Annotated in this window: 10 protein-coding genes; all 10 read right to left on the bottom strand. The window is 45.3% G+C overall.

Going from position 1 to position 21,676, the window contains the following annotated elements; genetic code table 11:
• Positions 1-30 precede the first annotated feature (30 nt).
• Positions 31-2,787: a family 78 glycoside hydrolase catalytic domain gene (locus AAGR14_RS09670; RefSeq protein WP_342648385.1), complete on the bottom strand. Its 2,757-nt coding sequence runs from the start codon at positions 2,785-2,787 to the stop codon at positions 31-33.
• Positions 2,787-5,582 (bottom strand): glycoside hydrolase family 2 TIM barrel-domain containing protein, encoded by a 2,796-nt coding sequence (locus AAGR14_RS09665; RefSeq protein ID WP_342648384.1) that lies wholly within the window; start codon positions 5,580-5,582, stop codon positions 2,787-2,789. The genes AAGR14_RS09670 and AAGR14_RS09665 overlap by 1 nt, the downstream gene beginning before the upstream one ends.
• A 4-nt stretch (positions 5,583-5,586) precedes the next feature.
• On the bottom strand, positions 5,587-7,026 hold the full coding sequence (locus AAGR14_RS09660) for a sialate O-acetylesterase (protein ID WP_342648383.1): 1,440 nt from the start codon (positions 7,024-7,026) through the stop codon (positions 5,587-5,589).
• Positions 7,026-8,879 (bottom strand): six-hairpin glycosidase, encoded by a 1,854-nt coding sequence (locus AAGR14_RS09655; protein ID WP_342648382.1) that lies wholly within the window; start codon positions 8,877-8,879, stop codon positions 7,026-7,028. Before AAGR14_RS09655 ends, AAGR14_RS09660 begins: the two co-directional genes overlap by 1 nt.
• 21 nt (positions 8,880-8,900) lie before the next feature.
• Positions 8,901-9,839: a glycoside hydrolase family 43 protein gene (locus tag AAGR14_RS09650; RefSeq protein WP_342648381.1), complete on the bottom strand. Its 939-nt coding sequence runs from the start codon at positions 9,837-9,839 to the stop codon at positions 8,901-8,903.
• A gap of 2 nt (positions 9,840-9,841) precedes the next feature.
• On the bottom strand, positions 9,842-11,242 hold the full coding sequence (locus tag AAGR14_RS09645; RefSeq protein WP_342648380.1) for a glycoside hydrolase family 140 protein: 1,401 nt from the start codon (positions 11,240-11,242) through the stop codon (positions 9,842-9,844).
• 7 nt (positions 11,243-11,249) lie between these two features.
• Entirely contained in the window at positions 11,250-14,360 is a 3,111-nt protein-coding gene (locus tag AAGR14_RS09640; RefSeq protein WP_342648379.1) for a DUF6298 domain-containing protein, read from the bottom strand.
• 53 nt (positions 14,361-14,413) lie between these two features.
• The gene (locus tag AAGR14_RS09635) at positions 14,414-16,078 is read right to left on the bottom strand and encodes a polysaccharide lyase (RefSeq protein WP_342648378.1); all 1,665 of its coding nucleotides are present in this window, start codon (positions 16,076-16,078) and stop codon (positions 14,414-14,416) included.
• Positions 16,079-16,453: 375 nt separating this feature from the next.
• Positions 16,454-18,286 carry a RagB/SusD family nutrient uptake outer membrane protein gene (locus AAGR14_RS09630; protein ID WP_342648377.1) on the bottom strand — a complete coding sequence of 611 codons (1,833 nt, stop codon included), beginning with the start codon at positions 18,284-18,286 and terminating at the stop codon, positions 16,454-16,456.
• 13 nt (positions 18,287-18,299) lie between these two features.
• Positions 18,300-21,620: a SusC/RagA family TonB-linked outer membrane protein gene (locus AAGR14_RS09625; RefSeq protein ID WP_342648376.1), complete on the bottom strand. Its 3,321-nt coding sequence runs from the start codon at positions 21,618-21,620 to the stop codon at positions 18,300-18,302.
• Between the last annotated feature and the right edge of the window lie 56 nt (positions 21,621-21,676).

Below are 21,676 nucleotides of genomic sequence, written 5' to 3'. Positions count from 1 at the left end.
CTGGTATTTTTATTGGTCTGGTTTTAACGCCTATAAAGCCGACTTAAAACTATAGTTACCCGAACCTGCTTCGAAAACGGCCATACTGCCGTCCATTTTTACAAACTTCAAACCTTCGGCTGTTGCTGCCTTCCTACCGCCCTCGGTAACCTCGTCTATTGATTTTGCAGGAATAGAAATTAAAGCGGTTGAGTTGGCCGGGATGCTGATATTCCAGGTAAAGTCACCCCCTTTTTTCCAGGCGCTTTTTACCAAGCCGTAAGGCGTTTGGTATGATGCGGTGACATATTTCAACCCGTCAACCATAGTCGGCTTCATGATGATTTGCTTAAAGCCAGGCTGATTGATGCCGGCTTTGATAGCGGCGAGGTTTTGATAATACCACACAATTAAATCACCTAACAACATCACGTGGTTACCGGAGTTCATGCTCGGATTGGCCGTATCGCCGTTCCATAATTCCCAAATAGTAGTTGCACCACGCTCGGCCATGTAGCCCCAGCTCGGATAGTCTTTATTGGTGGCTAAACGATAGGACAAGTCGGGCCGGCCATATTCGGTTAAGCAGCGCATTAGCCATTGAGTACCGATAACACCGGTACCAATGTGCCCTTTATCAGTAGTTAATACCCGCTGCACAATATTGTTAAACACGGCCTTACGGTTAGCCACCGGGGTAATGTCAAAATATAAAGGCAGCAGATTAGCGGTTACCGTACCGTTGTCGTATTGCTGCGTTTGTGCATTATAAAACTTAGCATTAAACGCGTCTGCAATTTTAACCGACAGTGCCGAAAACTCCTGCGCATCCTGTTCTTTATTGAGCAGCTTGGCAAAGCGCTTCATCAAAAACAGCATGCGATGATAATATGCTGTGGCAATTAGATGCCCATCGGTCGTACGACTGCTATCTTTAGCATGAATGAGTTCCAGAGATTCGGGCGGTACGCACCAGTCGCCGTATTTGTCTTTGGTAACGATATAATCCTTCATGTACTTAGTGCGCATATAGGTGAGCCACTTTTTCATGGAAGTATAATGCAGCTCAATCGGGCGCACATCGCCGTATTGCTTGTACAGCATGTCGGCAATCAGAATGTAGGTGCCGGGCCAGGTCATGTTGTCGCTATAATAATTCCAGTACGCCGGGGCCACATCTGGTATTGCACCTTCGGGTGTTTGCGACTCTTCAATATCAATCAGCCATTTGGCGTACAATTTTTCATTGTCAAAGATAAAGCTCTCTCCTAACGAACCTGTGGCGCGGTCACCCAGCCAAGGCATGCGCTCGTTACGCTGCGGGCAGTCAATCGGCATACCTTTATAATTACCGGCTACGCCCCACCAGGTATTTTTGTAAACCTGATTGATGACATCGTTTGATGTCTCGAAACTACCGATGGTAGCCAATGCATCGTATACGACCTCGCCGGTAAAATTGCTTGCTGTCGGCTTACCCGGATAACCGGTTACTTCTACGTACCTGAAACCGTGGAAAACGAAAACCGGGTGCCAGATTTCTTCGGCACCGCCTTTGAGTGTATAAATGTCGGTTACCTTGGCATCCCGCAGGTTAGCCACATACAAGCTGCCATCTTTTTGCAGGGTTTCGGCAAAGCGCAGGGTGACTTTGTCGCCGCGCTTGCCTTTTACTTTAAATTTAATCCAGCCGGTCATGTTCTGCCCCATGTCCATTATCCAGATGCCGGGCTTAAGCTCTGTTATTTTTTGAGGCTTGAGCGTTTGCATTACTTTAATGGGCTCGCTCATTTGCGCAACTAATTTGCCGGTGGGTACCGGCACCAACTCGGGCTTAAACCACTGGGCACTTTGATAGCCCACCTTATTCCAGCCTACTAATTCTTTACGGGCATCGTACTCCTCACCATCATACTCATTATTGCTGCGGATGGGGCCATCAGCCGTCATCCGCCAGGTTTGGTCGCTTACCACTAATTGATGATGACCATCCTGGTACTCAATATCTAACTGTAAAAGCATTTTTGGAAAACCAAATTCTTTTACTTTTTTGGGTTTATAGATAGGCCGCATGGTAAAATACCGGCCGTTACCCAACACCGCTGCAACGGCATTTTTGCCTGCCTTTACATTAGCAGTTACATCGTACGTACTGTACTGTACCGATTTATTGTAATCGGTAGGCATCTCGGCCAACACCTGGTCGCCAATTGCCTTGCCGTTTACATAAAGCTCATAATGACCTAAGCCTGAAATGTATACCGTAGCACGCTTTACCTGACTGGCAACCGCAAACTCCTTGCGGTAATATCTGGCAGACAACCTCGAAAACTTGGCAATACTGTCCCAGGCAAAGCCTTTTTCCCATCCAATCCACTTGGCTTTCCATTCGGCCGGCTGTAAAAGTCCCATGCTCCAACGGGCCGGCTGGCTCCAGCTGCTCTCGCCGTTAGTGGTGTAAACCTTTACTTTCCAAAAACAAGGTGATCCGCTTTTTAAGGCTTTGCCCTGGTAGTTGACCATGATAGACTCGCCGGAATTCACCTTGCCCGAAGTCCATAAATCTCCCTGATTTGCTGCAAGTTTGGTTAACGATGATGCTACCAGCACCTCATAAGCCGTTTGCTTAATGTTACGGGCACTGCTATTGATTTGCCAGCTGAGCCGTGGCTGGGTAACATCAATTCCTTGCGGATTAACCAGCATTTCGCAACGCAGTTTTTGCAGCGCAACATCTGTCGCAAATGTTTGTTTGCCCAGCAGTAACGCTGTTAGTAATAAAAAAAAGTGTTTAATCTGCTGCCTCATTATCTTCCCGAAAAATCAAAGTATAAATTCAGTTCCTTAGCGCGCATAGGTTCTTTTTCGTAATCGTAATAGATGTTTTTCATGCCCATCGGGCCGGTATCTTCCGCACCTAATGTTTTGTTGCCAATAGCGCTGATGCCCTGCATGAACGAGATATCGCCTGAAGGAAATTTGATAACATAATTATGCCACTGGTCATCGTGCGGGGCCGGCGAAAACAAACGTAAAAACGTATCTTCATCCTCAGCTACTACCGTAAACGGCTGACCGGTGGTATAAAACTTACACCAGTACAGGTTACTATGGTAACCCTTAAATTCGGGGTAAACCCAGCTTTCGCCGGTTTCGGTGTTGTTGTAATCTTTTTTCCAAACGCCAAGGCGGGTACCTTTCATCCGGTTTTTCCAAACCCGGTACGGACCGCTGCCCATATACTCTACCGATTTAATTTGCTTTTCGGGGAACGAGAAATTAACGCCAACAAAGTTGGTAAAGTAATCGCCCGGAAAATAGCGCACCTTCATTTTAATCCAACCTGATGGGTAAATGGTCCACTGCAAGGTATTGTAGCTGCTCTTACGGTCGTAAGTTGACTCAATCACCACATTTTTGCCTTCCATCTTTTGGCTGAAACCTTTGAAATTAGTGGCTCCTTCCTGCACAATAGGTCCGTTATTAAACGGGATGACACCTTTGGCATTCTCTACCCGGCTTAACAGACCGGTAGATTTATTGAAAGACACTTTGATGCCATTGACCACCACCCGATACAAAGAATCAGCTTCGGTTACATTCACCTCATTCTTGGCATCTTTCACTACCAGTTTGCGGGCAGTTCTTTCTGGCTTAGTTATGGGCCAGCTCCAGGTGAATAACTCTCTGTTATAACGGTCGGTTACGGTGATGTATAAAAAGTCGTAGCTTTTATAATCAGACGGCAGATTTACCTTTAAATCGCCTTTTTCGAAAGGTTTGATATTGGGCGATGCCATGTTGAACTTTACCTCAGCTTCTTTAGCCTTACCATAGGTATCTGCCACGCGAACCAATTTACCGCTGAATGTACATTGGTTGATATTGGTATACGAATACCGGTTTTCGAGATGAAAAACACCATCAAAGCCAGAGGCTATTTCCCGGCGTTCGAAACGTACGGGCGACCATATTTCTTTTACTGTAAAAAAGCCGCCCTCCTTCTCGTGAAACGGGCCCACTATGCCGTCCGGTCCGTGGTCTTTGTCGGTATCAATGAACCCATTTTTATCGGTACGGACAACGCCCTGGTCAGCAAAATCCCATAAAAAGCCACCTGCCGACAGCGGATTGTTCCACATCGCTTCCCAGTAATCCTGCAAGCCGGCACCATGACCGCCATCGTACATACCGTGCAAAAACTCGGTAGGCATTACAATGCTATGGCCGTTATCGTAGTTACCGATACCATAATTGTAGTCACGGTAATGTTGAGTATCAAAGCCGCCAAAATCTTCCCAGGCATGTATTACAGGGCGTTGCTGCACATCCCATTTGCGGAACAGTGGGTCAAGTTCGTAATTGTGACCGCCCTCGTTGCCATTCACCCAAAACACAACCGACGGATGATTTTCATCATGCTCCATCATAGCCGCCAGTAATTTAGTACCGGTTGGGGTATCATAATGACCGTGCCAGCCGGCTAATTCATCCAGCACAAAAAGGCCTAACGAATCGCAGGCATCCAAAAAGTGGTCGTCGGGCGGGTAATGCGACATCCGCACGGCATTCATATTTAAATCTTTGATGAGGTTTACATCCTCAATACTGCGTGCTTTACTTAAAGCCCGTCCGGTAGTTGGCCAAAATGAGTGCCGGTTGATACCTTTAAACTTAATTTTTACGCCGTTTACATACACGCCATCGCGTTGTTTAACCTCAATGGTGCGGAAGCCAAAACGCTTGGTAACCGTGTGTAGCACTTTGCCGTTGCTAACCAGGTTAAATACAGCTTTATATAAATTCGGCTCTTCGGGAGACCAAACTTTGGGAGCAGCAACCTGCGTTTGCAGCAATGCGCTTGTATCAGTAACCGAAGCTGTTACCGGTGTATTAATAGCCTGCCCGGCCGAATTGTAAATTTGGACGGTAACCGTGCTATTTACAGGTGCGTTTTTTAAGTAAGTATTGGCTTTAAACGAGCCATTGGCTTGGGCGTTTAAAGTTACCCGACTAATATGCTGCACCGGCAGCGCCTCTAAATACACCGGGCGGAAAATGCCACCGAATATCCAGAAATCGCCTTTACGTTCGGCTTCGTTTACGGATTGGTTAGCGGAGTGTTTAGCAACCGTAGCTTCGAGTAAATTTGTTCCGTCAAAATTCAGCAGAGAGGTGATGTCATAACTAAAGGCATAATAAGCACCCTGATGTATTGCGCCTGCCGGTTTACCGTTAATTTTAACTTCGGTATCGGTCATGGCACCTTCAAACACAATTTTTACCGTTTTACCTTTAAATGATGCCGGTACTTTGAATTTGTATTTGTACTGCCCAACTTCTTTACCACGGGCAGTATCTTTAGCCCAGCCATAATTGTATTTACCAAAGCCCTGCAGTTCCCAATTTGACGGTACCGGAATGGTTGTCCACTTACCGGAGTTGCGGCCTGCCGAACAGTAAAACTGCCAGTTAACGGTATGGTCGCTGCCTGTGCCCGACAGGTATAGCTTTTGCGTTTGTTGCGCATAGGTATTAAACCACCCTGCTAACAAAAAGCAACAAGCCATTAATTTTAAACCGGTGCCTTTGACTATCCCCATACCTTTAATTAACCGGGTTAAATTTTAGCGGATTATCTGTACGGAAAGGTACTGCAGGCAAACCAGCCTTGTTATAAAAATTAGGCTGAGCTGCCTCATCCCACGCAAAGCGGACGGCGACCGGTTTTGTTACCGACGGTGCCGACAGCACCAGTTGATTGTCTTTAATCATTACATTAGCCGGCACAAACTTTTTATCCGACCCTGCAATGGTAAAATAGTTTAAAGGTTTACCATCATGGCTTACCAAACCGCCGCCCATATGGTCGAATGAAAGCACGGCCTGATCGCGCTCAATTTTCATATCTTTGAATGACGGGCCCGAGTACTCCTGTTTGAAACCATAAGTTTTTGCCAAGGCTACTAATGCCAATCGGCGGCCAATCTCCCATTTAAAGGGCGGGTGAATATTTTTTACGTTATCATTCAGGTCGGTAGTCACAATCATGCCGGTGTGAGGCATTTTCAGTAACTGTTCCTGCGCTTCTCTAAACTCAGGCAGGGTTTCGTTGGTGAATTTTTTGTCCTGAGAGTTAAGGTATGGCGCTAATTGTACATAGTAAAATGGCAGATTGCCGTTGCCCCAGGCTTTTCTCCAGCAATCCATCAGCACTTTCATTTTATAAATGTAGCTGGTGGTTTCGCCAACATTACTTTCGCCCTGGTACCACAAAAAACCCTTGAGGGCATAGGGTGCTACCGTTTCAATCATGGGGTGATAAAACTTGCCCGGGTCGCCATCTACCTTAACGTTTTTAAAGTACGGCTCACGTTGAAAGGCTGCTTCATCTATCCATGGCTCAATACGGCTACCACTAACGGCCGACGAAATGATGCCGACAGGCACTTTTAATTCGGCCTGAATTTTTTTAGCAAAAAAGTAGCCTGCTGCCGAAAATGCACGTAAAGCAGAATCCTGCGCAATGCTCCAGCCGCCGTGGGTGGAGTCGGGTTTAACCTGACGTTTCCTGTCTACTAAAAATATACGGATGTTAGGGTTATGCGCTCTATCCAGTTCATCAATAGGCGAGTTAGCCGTACTGGTATCCGGGCGGGCCACCTTGCTGTTCTTGCGCATCTCGTACTGCATATTGCTCTGCCCCGAGCATAACCACACCTCTCCTACCAGCACATCGCTCAGCACAATTTTATTGGTGCCGCTGATAACCAATTTTCCGCCTTTGGCGGAGGCAGGCATGGGATTGAGAAACACCTTCCACTTACCACCAGTATCGGCAACGGCAGTTTTTACCTGCTTGCCAAACTTAACGGTTACCTTTTCGCCAACGCTGGCCGTTCCCCAAACGGGTACGGGCTGGTTGCGTTGCAAAACCATGCCGTTGCCCAATATTTTAGGCAAAACAACCGCAGCATCACTTTTAGCAGATAAGCCTAAGCTAACCGCAACGGCAATCAGGAAATATGGTAACCGGCGCTTTAACATTAGTAGGGTTTGGTAGTGAATGATTTAATGTAAAATGCGGCTTGTTTAACAGGTTCGCCGGCTTTCGGTAAATCGTACTTTTGGTCGGTTGGCGAATCGGCATCCGGAAAACGGCGAACCTCGCCAGTACGGAAAACCACCCGGCTGATACTATTTACTGGTTGAAAAAACAAGGACGGCGATAAATCTTTACCGTTTACATTCAGGTAATAAAAACGAGTATCGACATTAAATTTCAGTTTTATATCATACGCTTTGTTAGCCTCGTACTTCATAAACCCTTTATAACGATACCCTGCCTTTGCAGTAAACGTACCGGTCGAATCAAAATTTAGCCGGATGGCGGCCAAGCCTTTTTCGTCTTGAAATTCGATGCTTAACAAACCAATATTGTTCTGCGCCGGGATTACTGTAAACGCTGTTTCGAGTTTTTTAGATACCGGCACAACGCGTTCCGCTTTGGCATAGTCAAAGCGATCCCAATCTTTTAAAGCCAATGCCCTGGTACCGTCGGGTGCTTTATCGATACCCACTGGTGCCCATTGCGGACTGTAAATATTCCATTTATCAAGCTCGTGACCGGCAGGCAGTCGACTAAAATCTTCGTTCGCCTGCTCGTTAACCACACTGGTTACCGGTACCGGGATGGATGAAACCCAGATATCCTCCTTGTTCATGCTGTAAGTAACCCATAGCTTGCCATCCGGCGGCGTACCATTACCCTCAATAATGCCACGCACATATTGCGGTCCGTATGATTTATAGTTACCGCCGTAACGCATGGTGGATATCTCGCCGTTCACCAGCAATAAGTTTTTATAATCCAAACCGTTATCACTTATCGAGAGTGCCAGCGGCCAACGGAACTCTGACGGATTGTACACCAGCGCATATTTACCGTCGGATGTACGTTGCCCCCAAATTTTAGCATTACTATTTACAACACGCGGTGCTCGCGAGGCATTGGCTGGCCAGGTTTTGCCATTATCAGTGCTGATAGCCGTAAGTGCATTTTTCCAGAGTCCTACCACGCGGCCATCAGGAAGATGGTAATAATTAAATGCCTTATAATCTTTATGTAATGGGATTAATGGATCTTTGCGGTCGGTTTCCTCAACCCACTGCATCATCATCAATGGGTTGGCCATCAACTCGTCGCAGGCTTGTACAAAGCCTTTGTCTTTGCTCTTTTTATAAAATGGGTACGAGGTATTGCTTTCGTTCCATTTGGGGTTGTAATGAATAAAATAAATTGGTCCGTATTTACCGTTGGGCAGTATCTCCCTGATGACACGGCCTATGCCCAAACCATCGTTCGGGTCATCATGCTCCTCTAGGCAAATACCATAAAAGCCTAGTACAAACAACCGTTTAGACTTAGAGGTGTAAAAGCCCATACGCTGGTGCATCACTGAGAACAAATCTTTAGCTACGCCTTCATGACCGGGCTTGGTGGTACCATCAGGAATTTTGTATTGTGGGAAAACCACTGTAGGTTTAGACCATGTATTGCCGTTATCTTTCGAAGTAACGACCAGGGTCTGCCCTGGCGGGACACTCTCTCCCACTTTATCGCTCAGGTATTCTACGTAAAATGTATTGTTCCAGTATGCCAGCATGGGCGCATGGTTGTAAGTGAAACCAAAACCTTCAGCTTGCTCCGGGTGCTCGCGGTTGGCGCGGAAAATCTGCTTGCTATGCACACCCACTACGGATGTTAACTGCCCATGGTGATAATCAACATTGGAGACGGTATTGCCGGTATAGCGCACGGTATCCTGCGCCCATGCAGATGCCGATAAGGCCAGCGCAGCAACAAAAGGTAAAATATGTTTTTTATCGGTTAGCTTCATAAATCAAAGTGCAGGCCCAGCTTACTGTTGCCCAATTTCTTTTTGGATATACTTTAACGCCTTGGGCGTTACTTTAAATATAGTTCCGTGCTTGTGGCCTTCAGGAACACTTACTTGGTCAGATACATCCGTAAAAGTTTTAAAATCTGTTGTGCGCATGGCGCCATAGCGCTTCAAATGGTACGAATCGTAATATATCAGCCAGTCGTTACCTGCTTTGGTAGCATTGGGTCCTTCGGAATACATTTCAGTAAAATGCTTACTAAAATCTTTATAAGGACCCAGTGGGTTATTGGCAAAGGCTACCAAAATATTACGGTTGGGCCGGGTGTTGTCTTTCATTACCAGCACATAATCCTGGTTACCTCTTTTTAAAATCTGCGCGTCGATTACGCTAAACTGCGGATCGAGAAATAATTTCGCTGGCGAAAAAGTTTTGAAATCAGTTGTGGTGGTGTAGTACAAGCGATGGTTATTATCCTCAGCCTCCTGCCCTTTCGGGAAACGGTATGGAATGGTTGATGCCCATACAATAATAAATTGTTTAGCCTCATCATCATAAAATATCTCGGGTGCCCACACATTAACTGTAGTAGGCTCACCGGCCATAATATCGATATGCTGCTGCGCCGACCAGTGTATTAAATCCTTAGAACTGGCGTAGCCAAATCCCTGGTCGCCTTTCCAGCCGGTGGTCCAAACCAAGTGATAGGTACCGTCAGGGCCTTGCACCATCGACGGGTCTCGCATAATTTTGTCTTTGCCGGCTTCGGGTTTCAGAAAAATGTGGTTCAGGTCGGTCCAGTGGTAGGCGTCTTTGCTGTACAACAACCGTAGTCCTGCCGATGCCGGTTCGTTAAACGACGTAAACATGTAGATGCTCTTCCTGGATGCACAGGAGGTGATGAGCATCAACAGCCCAAGCAAACTAATCAATATTGATTTCCCTTGCTTCATCATCGTTATATCGCATCGAGTATCAGCACCCAATCGTTACCATTAGCAGGATTACCTGGAGGATTAAAATCCAATGTTTTAGCCTTGGCCATCACGATGTCGCCGGTAATTTGCCCATTGCGCGGGTTAAACCAGGAGGCCTTCACCTTGCTACCGGGCAGTTTGGCGGTATTCACCGCGAAGTTTTTACCAGTATAGGTATATACAAAAGCATATTTGTCGCCTCTGGTCGCCAGTAAATAATTGTAACGGGTTCCCTGCTTGCCGGCTATTAAAGACTGGTCGGGTACACGTTCAAAGTACGGGCGCGATAACATCAGTTTCTTCAAATACACCATCTGCTTTGCGCCCGGGTCGTTGATGGATTGGTACCAATATTCTTTAGAGCCGTAAGCACTTTTCTTATCAGTTGGCTTGTGCATCTGCATCACGTCGTTGTTGCCATAGGTGTAACCGCAGGCACCTGCAAAAACCGACCAGTAACCATAACGTCTTACATCTGCGGCTTTCCAGCGTGGCAGTTTAACGTCGTGTAAACCGTACGGTATTTTTTCGTAAGACGGCTCGGCATCCAAGGTTGGTTTTACTGGCGTTTTGCTGTAGTCTACATTGACATACTTCCAGTTATCCTCGCCGTATTTCAAATCTTTTTTAGACGTGTCTTGCGCATATGTACGGTGGCCCGACTGAAAACAGTTAAAATCCAGCCAGTTCTCGTTATGAAACCACGTAGATGACTGCGTACGACCGCGGGGATGATACGTAATTAATTTATCCGGATTTTGCTGGCGTAAGGTTGCCCCTATGGTATTCCATACGTCCGTACAATCACTGCCGGCAATGTCGCCGCCATTCATCCAAATGATGTTGCTGCGGTTTTTATAGCGCTCGGCTAAAAAGTTGGCATATATCTTAGCGTTTTCAGCGTTGATGTGGCTCTTTTTATCTTTGACTACTGAACCCCATACAGGCACCAAAGCCATGTAAATCCCTTTAGCCGCTGCACGGTTAACAATCCAATCAATGTGGTCCCAGTAATCGTATTCGGCAGCGTTTTCAGGATTATTGCCGTTAGTAACATGTGGTTTAGCTAAATTACTGCCTACCAAAGCAGAATCGCCGTAAGCGTTCACTTCTTTGATATCGTGAATCACCATCACCTGGATTACATTAAACCCTTGCTGACGACGGGTTTCGAGATACATTTCGGCTTCATCACGTTTCAATTTAGCAAACAGTAACCAGCCGGTATCGCCCAGCCAAAAAAACGGCTGGTTATTGTTTACAGTAAAATACCGCTTATTAGGCGACACTTTAATTTCGGGCAAAGCAGCCGGCTCCGGCTTTATAAAAGCCAAGCCGACGATTGCCAGTAAAACGATGCCGATGATATTTTTTGTCGTCATTAAAAACTTAAATACGTTTTAACCAAAGTACCACTGCGCCATTTGCAGGGCTTTGTAAACCATTAATTTGATTTCCTTTTATTTTTTTTGAGCTACCTAATGCGTTACCTGTTTTAGGATCAATCCACGTTGCCTGAAAACTGCTGTTAGCCAAAGCATCAAAAGCCGGAATTTTACCACTTTCGCTATATACTACGTATCCTTTACCCGCGTCACCTATTGCCCATTGGCCTTGAGGTGTGCCACTTAAGTCGATAGTTTTCATGGCGGAGGCATCTGCTAATAACTGACTGCTCACTCCTGCCGGTAGATTAGGTAAAGAGCCACCCGCCATAAACGCAGCCCAGCCAAATTTATCAAAGCTATCACCCGAATAGATCACTGCCTTTTCAGGATATTTTTGACGGTACTCGTGCACGGCGCGATACACCTGCTCGAGTGAAGTAGCCTTGGGTTTAAGCAAACGGGCATGCTGACGTGGTGCCAGGTTTTGGCCGCCTTGCGGAGCATATGCCTTGCCGTCGGCTTGGTAGTGCCAGTAACGGATATCTATTACATCAATCGCCGCTGCACGTGCCGGGTCGGTCAGGATAGCGTCCTGAACATCTTTAGTTGTGCTAAGGCCAATAATTTCTTTCTTGCCTTTTTCTTTTTCCCACTGCTGGATAGTCTCTACCCAAAATTGAACAAAGTGCAGCGGACCAGTAAACTCGGCCCCAATAAATTGGATTACTCCATTGTTACCAGCATAATTCTCGAGGTTTTGGCGAATGAACGCCTTATGCAATTTGCGGCGTACCGGATGGTTTACATCATAAAACTGCTCGGCCATAAATACCCGCTTGTCGCCGGCAAAAGGCACCGGTTCTGGAAAGCCTGTATTATTGATATTATTAACCGGACGCCACGGAAAGTCTGCGTAATGAGCACCGGCCTCAATAATATTATGCTGAAAATAATTTTGATTGATCAGTACTAAACCTTTTTGGTCGGCCAGATCGGCAAATTGCTTTAGGCGGCGCCAGTACCAGGCATTGTATTTGGTTAAGTCATACCTGCTCAAGCCATCCCAGGCTACATCCTGCCCGCTGCGGGCAAAAGGCAACTCATAAAAAGGCGCCCAAACATCGCCATCCAACCGGCGGATGCGCTCGTGGTCGTCACGACGGCGCTCATACCATAAGGCATAATTTTGCTCATAGCCAACGATGTGGTCTTTCTGCATCCAGTTAACCACCTCGTTTAAATCGTCGGTAAGGCCGGTACCGATACGGCCCGGTACCCAACGGGTTACGGCAGGTTTAGCACCTTTTTTAAGGAATACGGGATCTATTGAACCGTTCCACCAAGGAGATTCCTGGCGCATGCCGCTTAGTACCGAATTTCCTCTTACTAACCAGCCGTTCTGTACTTTCATCGCTCCGGCCATCACTGGCGCCACGGGTTGTTTGTAACCTATCTGGTCAATGGTTTTTACGCCGTTTATAATTACAGCAATAGGATTGCGTTGCGGAACCTGCGTAATCCAGTCGTTAATGGTCACTGCAGGCTTTACCGAATTGGCCGTAAGCTCGGCAGCCACTTTGACGCTTGGGCTGCTGGATGCCTCTGTAACTACTTTCAACAAATCAGCCTGTGCATCCACATCACGATCTAAGCGCTGTTTAAGCTGTGCATAATAAAAGCTCCGGGGCTCAATAGTATTATTAGAATCTCCCCAATAACCATCACCGGCAAATTGGGCCCAGGTACCAAAAGCCCAGTTTTGCGCGCCGGGTGGCTGGTAGCAGTCTACACGCGCTGCACTACAGTTCCAAAACAGGCTGTTGGCCGCATTCCAGCCGGCCCCCTGGCCGTCTTGTCCGCGGTTCATAAAGCTTAATGCTTGTCCGTCAATATTCATTACATCGTACAGCACGCCTGATGCCCAACTATCAATCGGGCCGCTAAAACTATATGACTGCCAGTTTTGGCATTGTACAAAGGCATTAGGGCCCGGTGCACTATAACCTACTGCAAAATCATGGTAGCCATGCTCAGCATATAAACGTTGAAACAATGTTTGGCCACCCATAGTAAGAAAAGTATTACGACGATAACCGCCAATTTCGGAAACCGGAGCTAAGGATTTACAATCCTGAACAGTAACACGGTTGCTTGTTTCGGTTACAAAAACAGCCGACCCTGCAAAATGCTCAAAGGTTACCTGTCTTATCCATGCGTCGCGCACATCATCTAAGGTGATAGCCATCCAGCTATGAGCTTCATCTTTTGGATTTGTGTTATTGTAAGCAGATGATAATTTTAAATTTTCAATACCAACATTTTCAATGCGGCCAGTCCAGCTGTAAGAGCTGATTACCCCGCCGCCGAATGCGGTATCAAGTGCCGTAGTAATCGGTGCATCAATCGTTACCGCATTACCAGACACAGCAACAACTTTACGGTCCCAGGTTATATCATGCTCTCCGGCCTTCCAGCCGAGTGTAGTAATTCCACCACCAAAATGATCCGTCTTTAAAAATTTGATCCACTCATTGGTGCTTGGCCTGCGAATCTGCACATTGTCGCCAACCTTAAACTTGCCGCCTGAGATATGGAACGTTGTAGCATTTACCGGTACATAGGCATCACTTATTTTTACAGGTTCTGTAAACTTTCTGTCATCCTGACCGAAAACCCGGATCAGAGTTTCGCGATCGGTACCCGCACCAAAAACTGTGGTGCCGTTAGCACCCATGCCACTGCCTCTCAAAACCACGCCAGATGCTTTAATATGCAAGGCGCCCTCAACCTGGTAAGTGCCCTTATCAAGCAAAACAGCACCACGAAAACCGCTTTTATCTAAAGGCAAACCAGAAACATAATCTAAAGCGGCCTGAATACGTAAAGTAGCGTCGCCTGCTTTTGCGGGCACAGTTACTTTGACCGCAACCAGTGGAATGGGCTGCTCGGAAGCCTTATAGCCACAATATGAGTAATCGGGTATACGATCCCCGTTAGCATTAACGCTATAAACCAGTTTGCCGCTTTTGTCGGCGGCAACTGGTGGCTGTGGTTTAACTTGTTTAGGTTTGGTTTGGCTCCATGCGGGCAGATGCATTAACATGCATCCCATTATGCAACCAACCAAAACTTTTGCGGTATGTCTGTACTTGCCTGACATGGAATTTATTTCGATGCAGTGATTGTTTTTTCGCCTTTAACTGCCAATGAATTTAAATACACTTCGATGTTGCTGTAACCACCACCATTTTTAGCTATTGCCGGCGAGTCGGCAGCGTTTTTAGGATTTAAGCCATGAGCAATCTCCCAGGTGTCAGGTATACCATCATTATCACTGTCTTTATACGGCGCGCCTTTATAATCGGGGTAACCACCTACCTGGTTTATATCAGTGATAATACCCAGTTTATAAGAATCTAATGCCATACGACGGTGCTCGAATTGTTTTTCGGGAACTTTTACACCTTCTTTATAATCAATTTTGCCCGTAGCTACCTGTTTTACAATCCGGGTATCTACCTCATCGCGAACCGGCAACGTAGCACCTACATTGGTTAATACAAACTGACGTGCAGTTTGAGCAGGCATTATTTTTACTGATGGCATCGGGAACGGCTTGTTCCATTTCATGTAATCTTTATATTGGCCAGCATCGTCCATTTCTTTGCCGCCCGGTCCTTCTACTTGTACGCCACCATCCCAGTTATCAGCCGTTACTTTAGGGTAGCCCTGCATAATATTGCCATTAACATAGGCCATACCGAATACACGCTCTTTAAGTTTGCTGCGACCGGTTTCAGGTTTAAGAATACGGTGACCTACAGCCTCGTTTTTAGGGGTGGCCGGTCCTGGCTGGAAATAGTTATTGATGATGTTGAACTTAGCCGTGTAATCGCCGCCATCCATTGAGCGGTGTACCCAGTTAAAGATAACGTTGTTTACAAAGTTATAAATACCATTCCAGCCGATTGATGGATTACGACCGGTATTGTCGGCCCATAAGTTACGCACCAGCATACAGTTTTCGCCGCCGGTGGTACTGCCAAATGCATGGTTCCAGGTATCTAAAGATTCAGAGTAAATACAATTGGAGATGGTCACGTTGACGGTACCTTTCTTTTCGTCTTTGCTGCCATCACCCGGATCGAACATATGGCGGTAGATGGACATATTTTCGTCTAAGCCCCAGCTGGTAGAGCAATGGTCGATAATAATATTACCTACCGGGTTGCCACCCAATGAGTCATCGCGACGGCCCACGTTGGTTTCGCCGCGGCGGAAACGCATATAACGGATTACTACGTCGTGCGTATTAATCCAAACAGATTCGCCTGCTATACAAACACCATTGCCGGGGGCCGACTGACCTTCGATAGTGATATATGGAGCACGAATAGTAAGCGGAGTTTTGATGCGGATAATGCCGGCTACGTTGAAAACGATAATACGTGCGCCACCCTGCTCACAAGCCCAGCGTAAGGTACCCGGACCGCTATCGGCCAAACTGGTTACTACATAAACTTTGCCACCGCGACCACCAAATGAGTGTGCACCGCCACCCTCGGCACCCGGAAATGCCAGCATATCTGATTGCGGCAAATCGGTAGGGCGCGAGGCCCATGGGATGTATGGTTTGCCATGACGCATATCATAATCGACCGCAGTGTAAGCTACTTTCCAAGCCGAGTCGGATTTGCGTTCAGACTCTTTCATCATAGCATCACTTTGCGCCTTGATATCGGCCGGAATTTGTGGATACTGTGCCCAGGCCGACTTAGCCGCCATTGTAGCGGAGCATAGCAGCAGCAAAAAAAGTTTATTCTTCTTCATATTTGTTCAAACTCAATACGGTTAGCATCACAGCATTCATCAAAGATTTGATAACACTACAATGTTCATTATAACGGCTTACAGAAAAATCAGAATTGTTAGGTTTGCCTTGATTCTCTATTTCAAATATGCATAGGCTTGCCGCAAAAATATTATACAATCTTAACTTAGTGCTGTAAAATATTGTCATCATGCTGACTATAAGCTATATAAGATAGTATATAGCGAAGTTGTTACATGCCTGTCTGGCTATAAACCAGAAACACAGATAAAACATTATACTTCAATAATAAAAAAGGCTGCTTTACTTTCGTAAAACAGCCTCCAAACTAATAGACTAACTAATTTAAAACTAAAGATTATCCTTGTTCAGCTTTATTGCAGCGGGTCAAAATTACCTCCCCAGCCAACAGTTTGCTGTAGGTTAGCATTATTGGTGAGGGCACCAGTTGGTATACCGTAAAAGCCGGTTGCTTCTGGTTGATAAGCAATAGGCGAATTATCTAAGAACTTGGTGGTCACCTTAAAGCTACCTGTATACAATGCGTCAAGTGAAGTATTAGCAGATACATCTCTTGAGTTTAGAATGTAATCTGTAAATGAATTATTATTGTTTAGCACAACAACAACCGCCATTCTTCTTAAACCGTTTAACGTAGATATCAGCAATTTTCTTCTGCGTAAATCCCAAAAACGTTTGCCTTCAAAAGCCAGTTCAATTTGCCTTTCTTTCATGATGGCATTGATCATTTGTTGTTTGCTCATACCGGCAGTTAACCCATATAAAGCGTTAGTACCTGCTTCAATACCTGCACGTTGTCTTAGCGCAACCAACCCGGCATAAGTTTCGTCAGTTGTTCCCAACTTATTTAACTCAGCCGCTGACTCAGCCAGGTTAAGTAATACTTCTGCATAACGAATCTCAATCCAATCAGTACCACTAAACTGCAGTAAAGAGCCAGAAATTGTAGGATCAATCGCTTTACGAAGGTACAATCCTGTTGAGCTTGCCGCTACACTTTCTGTAGTTTGTAACTGGTTAACGTTGCTCTTGTTGTTAGGATAAAAATAAGTCCAAACACGATAATTATTATTACCCAAAAGCGGCCAGTTAGCACCATTGTATGCAATGGTAGCATCAAAACGTGGGTCGCGGTCTTTGTAAAAGGTTTGTTGTGAGTATTTGTATTTGGATGTTAAAGTATCTTTACCATCTTTCATCGGGAAAGCTTTCGCCATATCCCAGGTAGGCTGGTTTGAGCCGCTGCCTGTACTTAACGAACGCGGGATAGTGTTGTTAGTATAAGTGTTAGGATTTTTGCCGTTATCAGTTTGGTCGGTATTGTATTGAGTAATCAACACTTGTTCGCTGTTACGCTCGTTGGTCCACATGGTATAATCAAACTTATTATACAAACCAAAACCGTTAGCTTTTAATAATGCTACCGCTTTTACGTTAGCATCGTAAGCTGCCTGCCAGCGTGTAACATCATTATTAGGGTTAAACAGAGGACTGGCGTACTCAACTAACACCCTGCCTAAAAAAGCTGCCGCAGCTCCTGAGGTTATACGACCGTAATCATTAGCATTGGGCCATTTTCCGGGCAGGTATTTAACACATGAATCTAAGTCGCTTTTGATTAGGGCAAACGTTGCTGCTGCGTTACTACGAGGCAGCTGCGCTGCAAGCCTGGCATCATCACCCACTGCGTCAAGCGGTGTGGTAACCAGTGGCACTCCACCATAGATGCGTGCCAAATCAAAATAACGATAGGCGCGCCAAAAGTAAGCCTGTGCAGCAAATCTTCTCTTTACAGCTACAGGTAACGTTCCTTTATTGATATCGCGCAAAAACATGTTAATGTACCTGATTCTGCCATAATTAGTAGACGTGGCATTCGAAGTACCGATATCTGCTACGGTAGCTATAGTTACCGAGCCTCTGGTAAAAACATTATCAGAATATTGCTCTTCAGTTAACGGATTTACTTGGCCACTTAACGCACCGGAGAGATTAGAGTTACCAAACCAACCAGGTTGATTTTGGGTGTAAAGAAAATCAACGCTTAGTTTTGCCGTGGTAGAATCATTATAAACCTGGTCGACAGTGAAGTTACCTAAGTCTTGTTTTTCCAGAACTTTTTTACAGCTACTCATCGAAATGGCAGCGCTTGCAGCTGCTAATATATATAGAGATGTCTTTTTCATTTTACTCAACTTTTTATAATCCCACGTTTAAACCTAATGATACTGTTCTTAAAGTTGGATAACTGTACAATGATGTTGCAATATCACGATACTGATTAGGGAATGGATTGATAAACTGGATAGGGTTTGTCGCTGTAACGTACAAACGTGCATTGGCTAAGCCTATTTTATTGGCCCATTTATTAGGAACAGCAAAATTTAAGGTGGCGTTAGTTACGTTAAACGTAGTAGCACGAACCAACCACAAATCACTATTTGCGTCATAGTTATTCAAATAACCCGGAGCCGGGAACCTGGCGTCAGTGTTAGTTGGTGTCCAGTGGTCAACCCAGTAAACCGGACGGTTATCATAAATAGAGGCACCGCTGCTTGACTGATTAAAAGGTTTTCTGCCATCAATAGAAGTCCAGCCACCCCAAGAAGCGCCCATAATTACGTTTAGACTTACCGGACCATATCCTGCGCTAAAGTTCAAGCCCAAGCTGTTGTGGTTACCCTGTCTTTTTTTGATGTACTGCAAATCAGAATTATCATTGGTAATGACACCATCGCCGTTAACATCTGCGTAATTAACCATACCAGGCATAATGCGGTCGCCAAATATCTTCACATTAGCCGCACCGCCTGCAGCTGCAGCCCGCGATGCGATAATGGCATTCGCTTCATCCTGCGTTCTGATAATGCCTAACGACTTGTAACCTAATATACCCGGATCACTTGACTTTCCGGTCAAATCCTGGATAGTGCCACGCAGGTTCGACGCGATATCATACTTTATATATTTGTTGTCGTTCCAGGCAAAGAATGGACTAAAGCTATAAGTAAATTTGCCAACATTATCACGCCATGAAAGCTGAAGCTCATAACCAAAAGTGTTTACGATGCTATAGTTTTCGGTAGGTACACTTGCGCCTATGGTTGCAGGTGCAGATGAAGATATATTTGTTAACAAATCACGTCCGTGAGTCCAAAAGTATTCTGCCGAAAGCGATAATCTGTTTCTCAGGAATGACATATCAACACCATAGTTCAGTTTTGTAAACTTATCCCATGTAACGTCTGCGTTTGGAATGGCCAGGTTTGGACGTATGGCAACACCTTTTACGCCTTCGTTAAATACAGGGCCACCGTTGTTTTGAGTACCTACGGTATAGTTGGCTTGATATTGATATGGCCTGGTATTGTCTGTCCCCACGATGCCTGCTGACGCACGTAACTTAAACAGGTCAACCCAAGAGAAATTATTTTTAAAGAAGTTTTCTTGAGAGATTACCCATCCCAGCGATGCCGCCGGAAATCCACCCCAGTTTCTGCCCGGAGCAAATCGCGAGCTACCGTCAGCACGATAAACTAACTGTAATAAATACTTGTCGGCATACGAATAGTTTAACCGGCTAATTATTGATTGGAAGCCGGTTGTACTAACCTGGCTAACTTGGTCTGAGGTTTGAGCACCTGTTGTAAAAGTTTGGTACGGCAATGCCCCTGCAACCACCCCACTGGCCAAGGCTGCAACACCTTCTGAGTTTGCTTCACGCTGCTCAAATAAAGCAATAGCTGAAATGTTGTGTTTACCGAAAGTACGGCTGTAATTTAAACCAGCATCCAGTTGGTAATTGTTGGCGAAGATCGGATTTAAACGCACCCGGTCTCCATTCAAAATAGTCGGCGTACTTAGCAAAGTACCACCCGGGATGTGTAAGTTGGTGCCTAATCCACTAAACTTACCGTACATAAAAGAAGTTCCGAATTGTTTACCAAGCGAGTTGTTAAGGTTTTTGTTAAATGTAACCGTTGCTGATAAACCTTTAACACCAGGAATCTCGTAATTTAACCGGCCTAAAATGTTTGTAACGTAATTTTGTGAACTTGTAAAGTTGTTTGAGTTTTGTACCTGGAAAAAGTTGATGTTATCAATGCCACCGGTAGATGAAGAACCTAACAACACAGGCAATCCATTGATAAAATACTCTTGCCACGGCTGAACGTTTTGTAATGTAGCAACGTCGTTATCCAAAGACTCGGTAGTACTGTTTAGTTTATACCAGTAACTTTTTGAGTAACCTACGTCGGTACTTAACGACAAGAAAGTAGTCAAACCTTTTGCCGGTTTTGCCTCGATACTTGCACGTACGCCGTATTTGTTGGAGTTAACTCCTTTAAAGTTTGAATTTTGATTTAAATAATCAGCACCAACAAAATAGGTTAGTTTATCAGTACCACCGCTTATGCTTACTGCCTCACGCCAAACTTGCGAAGATTGGAAAGCTTCATCTAACCAATTGTGGCTGTTGTTAGCAAAATAAGCAAACTCATCAGGTGTATACCAGGCCGAGTTTCGGGTATTATCAACTGTACTGGTGCCAGTGCCAACATAAACACCGTTAACAAGGTTTACACCTGGTCTTACCAAAAAGCCGTCCGCATTATAATAGTTGGGCTGAAAAGTTGCCGGATCAGCGATATAAGAACCACTACCGGTAACTGAGGTAATTGCTGCCCTACCCTGATTGTAATCATTGTTGAAAGTAGCCAGTTGAGTAGAGTTCATCATTTTTGGCAGCATAGTGGCATTTGAGATACCTAAGGAGCTACTGAAGCTTACTCTTGGAGCACCGATACGGCCTCTTTTAGTACGTATTAACACAACGCCGTTAGCACCAGAAACACCATAAATAGCTGCTTCTGCATCTTTTAAAATATTGATACTCTCAATTTGCACCGGATCCAGTAAATCAAAGTCAGCTTGAGTACGAATGACGTCGTCGATAACGAACAGTGGGTTAGTACCCTGACCGCCGTCTTTAGCAAAAGCCGTTGGGTTACGGATAGTGATTGTGGCGGGCTGACCAGGCCGTTGCACTCCGCCAGATACGCTTACACCTGGAGCCGTACCTCTCAGCAATGCGCTGGCATTTAAAGCAGGCACATCTTCTACTTTCTTTAAATCGATAACTGACACGGCACCAGTTGCAGTTGCTTTTCTTTGCGAACCTCCGTAACCGGTAAATACTACTTCATCTAAAGCAGTAGCCTTAGCAGGCTCAAGTTTAGCATCAAAATTATTTTCGCCGATACGCAAAGTACGTTCTTGATAGGTATAACCTACATACCTTACGCTCAGAACTACATTTTGGGCATTGGTAACCCTTATTGAGTACTTACCATTTACGTCGGTTTGTGTAGCGACATTGCTACCTTTAACCTGAATGGTTACGCCTACAAGCGGTTCATTTTTATCGCTACTGGTTATGGTACCGGTAATGGTTCGCGTTTGCGCAAACACGGCACCGGTTAAAACGAGCAGCAAAAAACTCAGTAAAATTTTCTTCATTTTTTAGTTTGTGTTGTTCAATAATTGGATGAGAGCTTCTTTAATTGGATAGAGTT

Source organism: Mucilaginibacter sp. CSA2-8R (assembly GCF_038806765.1).
In the GTDB taxonomy this organism is placed as follows: domain Bacteria; phylum Bacteroidota; class Bacteroidia; order Sphingobacteriales; family Sphingobacteriaceae; genus Mucilaginibacter.
The sequence above is the reverse complement of the archived record's forward strand: the minus strand, read 5'-3'. Positions and strand labels throughout refer to the sequence as shown.

Excerpts from the sequence above, each read along its gene's own strand:
- AAGR14_RS09670 (WP_342648385.1), bottom strand. The coding sequence starts at position 2,787 with ATGAGGCAGCAGATTAAACACTTTTTTTTATTACTAACAGCGTTACTG.
- AAGR14_RS09665 (WP_342648384.1), bottom strand. The coding sequence starts at position 5,582 with ATGGGGATAGTCAAAGGCACCGGTTTAAAATTAATGGCTTGTTGCTTT.
- AAGR14_RS09660 (WP_342648383.1), bottom strand. The coding sequence starts at position 7,026 with ATGTTAAAGCGCCGGTTACCATATTTCCTGATTGCCGTTGCGGTTAGC.
- AAGR14_RS09655 (WP_342648382.1), bottom strand. The coding sequence starts at position 8,879 with ATGAAGCTAACCGATAAAAAACATATTTTACCTTTTGTTGCTGCGCTG.
- AAGR14_RS09650 (WP_342648381.1), bottom strand. The coding sequence starts at position 9,839 with ATGATGAAGCAAGGGAAATCAATATTGATTAGTTTGCTTGGGCTGTTG.
- AAGR14_RS09645 (WP_342648380.1), bottom strand. The coding sequence starts at position 11,242 with ATGACGACAAAAAATATCATCGGCATCGTTTTACTGGCAATCGTCGGC.
- AAGR14_RS09640 (WP_342648379.1), bottom strand. The coding sequence starts at position 14,360 with ATGGGATGCATGTTAATGCATCTGCCCGCATGGAGCCAAACCAAACCT.
- AAGR14_RS09635 (WP_342648378.1), bottom strand. The coding sequence starts at position 16,078 with ATGAAGAAGAATAAACTTTTTTTGCTGCTGCTATGCTCCGCTACAATG.
- AAGR14_RS09630 (WP_342648377.1), bottom strand. The coding sequence starts at position 18,286 with ATGAAAAAGACATCTCTATATATATTAGCAGCTGCAAGCGCTGCCATT.
- AAGR14_RS09625 (WP_342648376.1), bottom strand. The coding sequence starts at position 21,620 with ATGAAGAAAATTTTACTGAGTTTTTTGCTGCTCGTTTTAACCGGTGCC.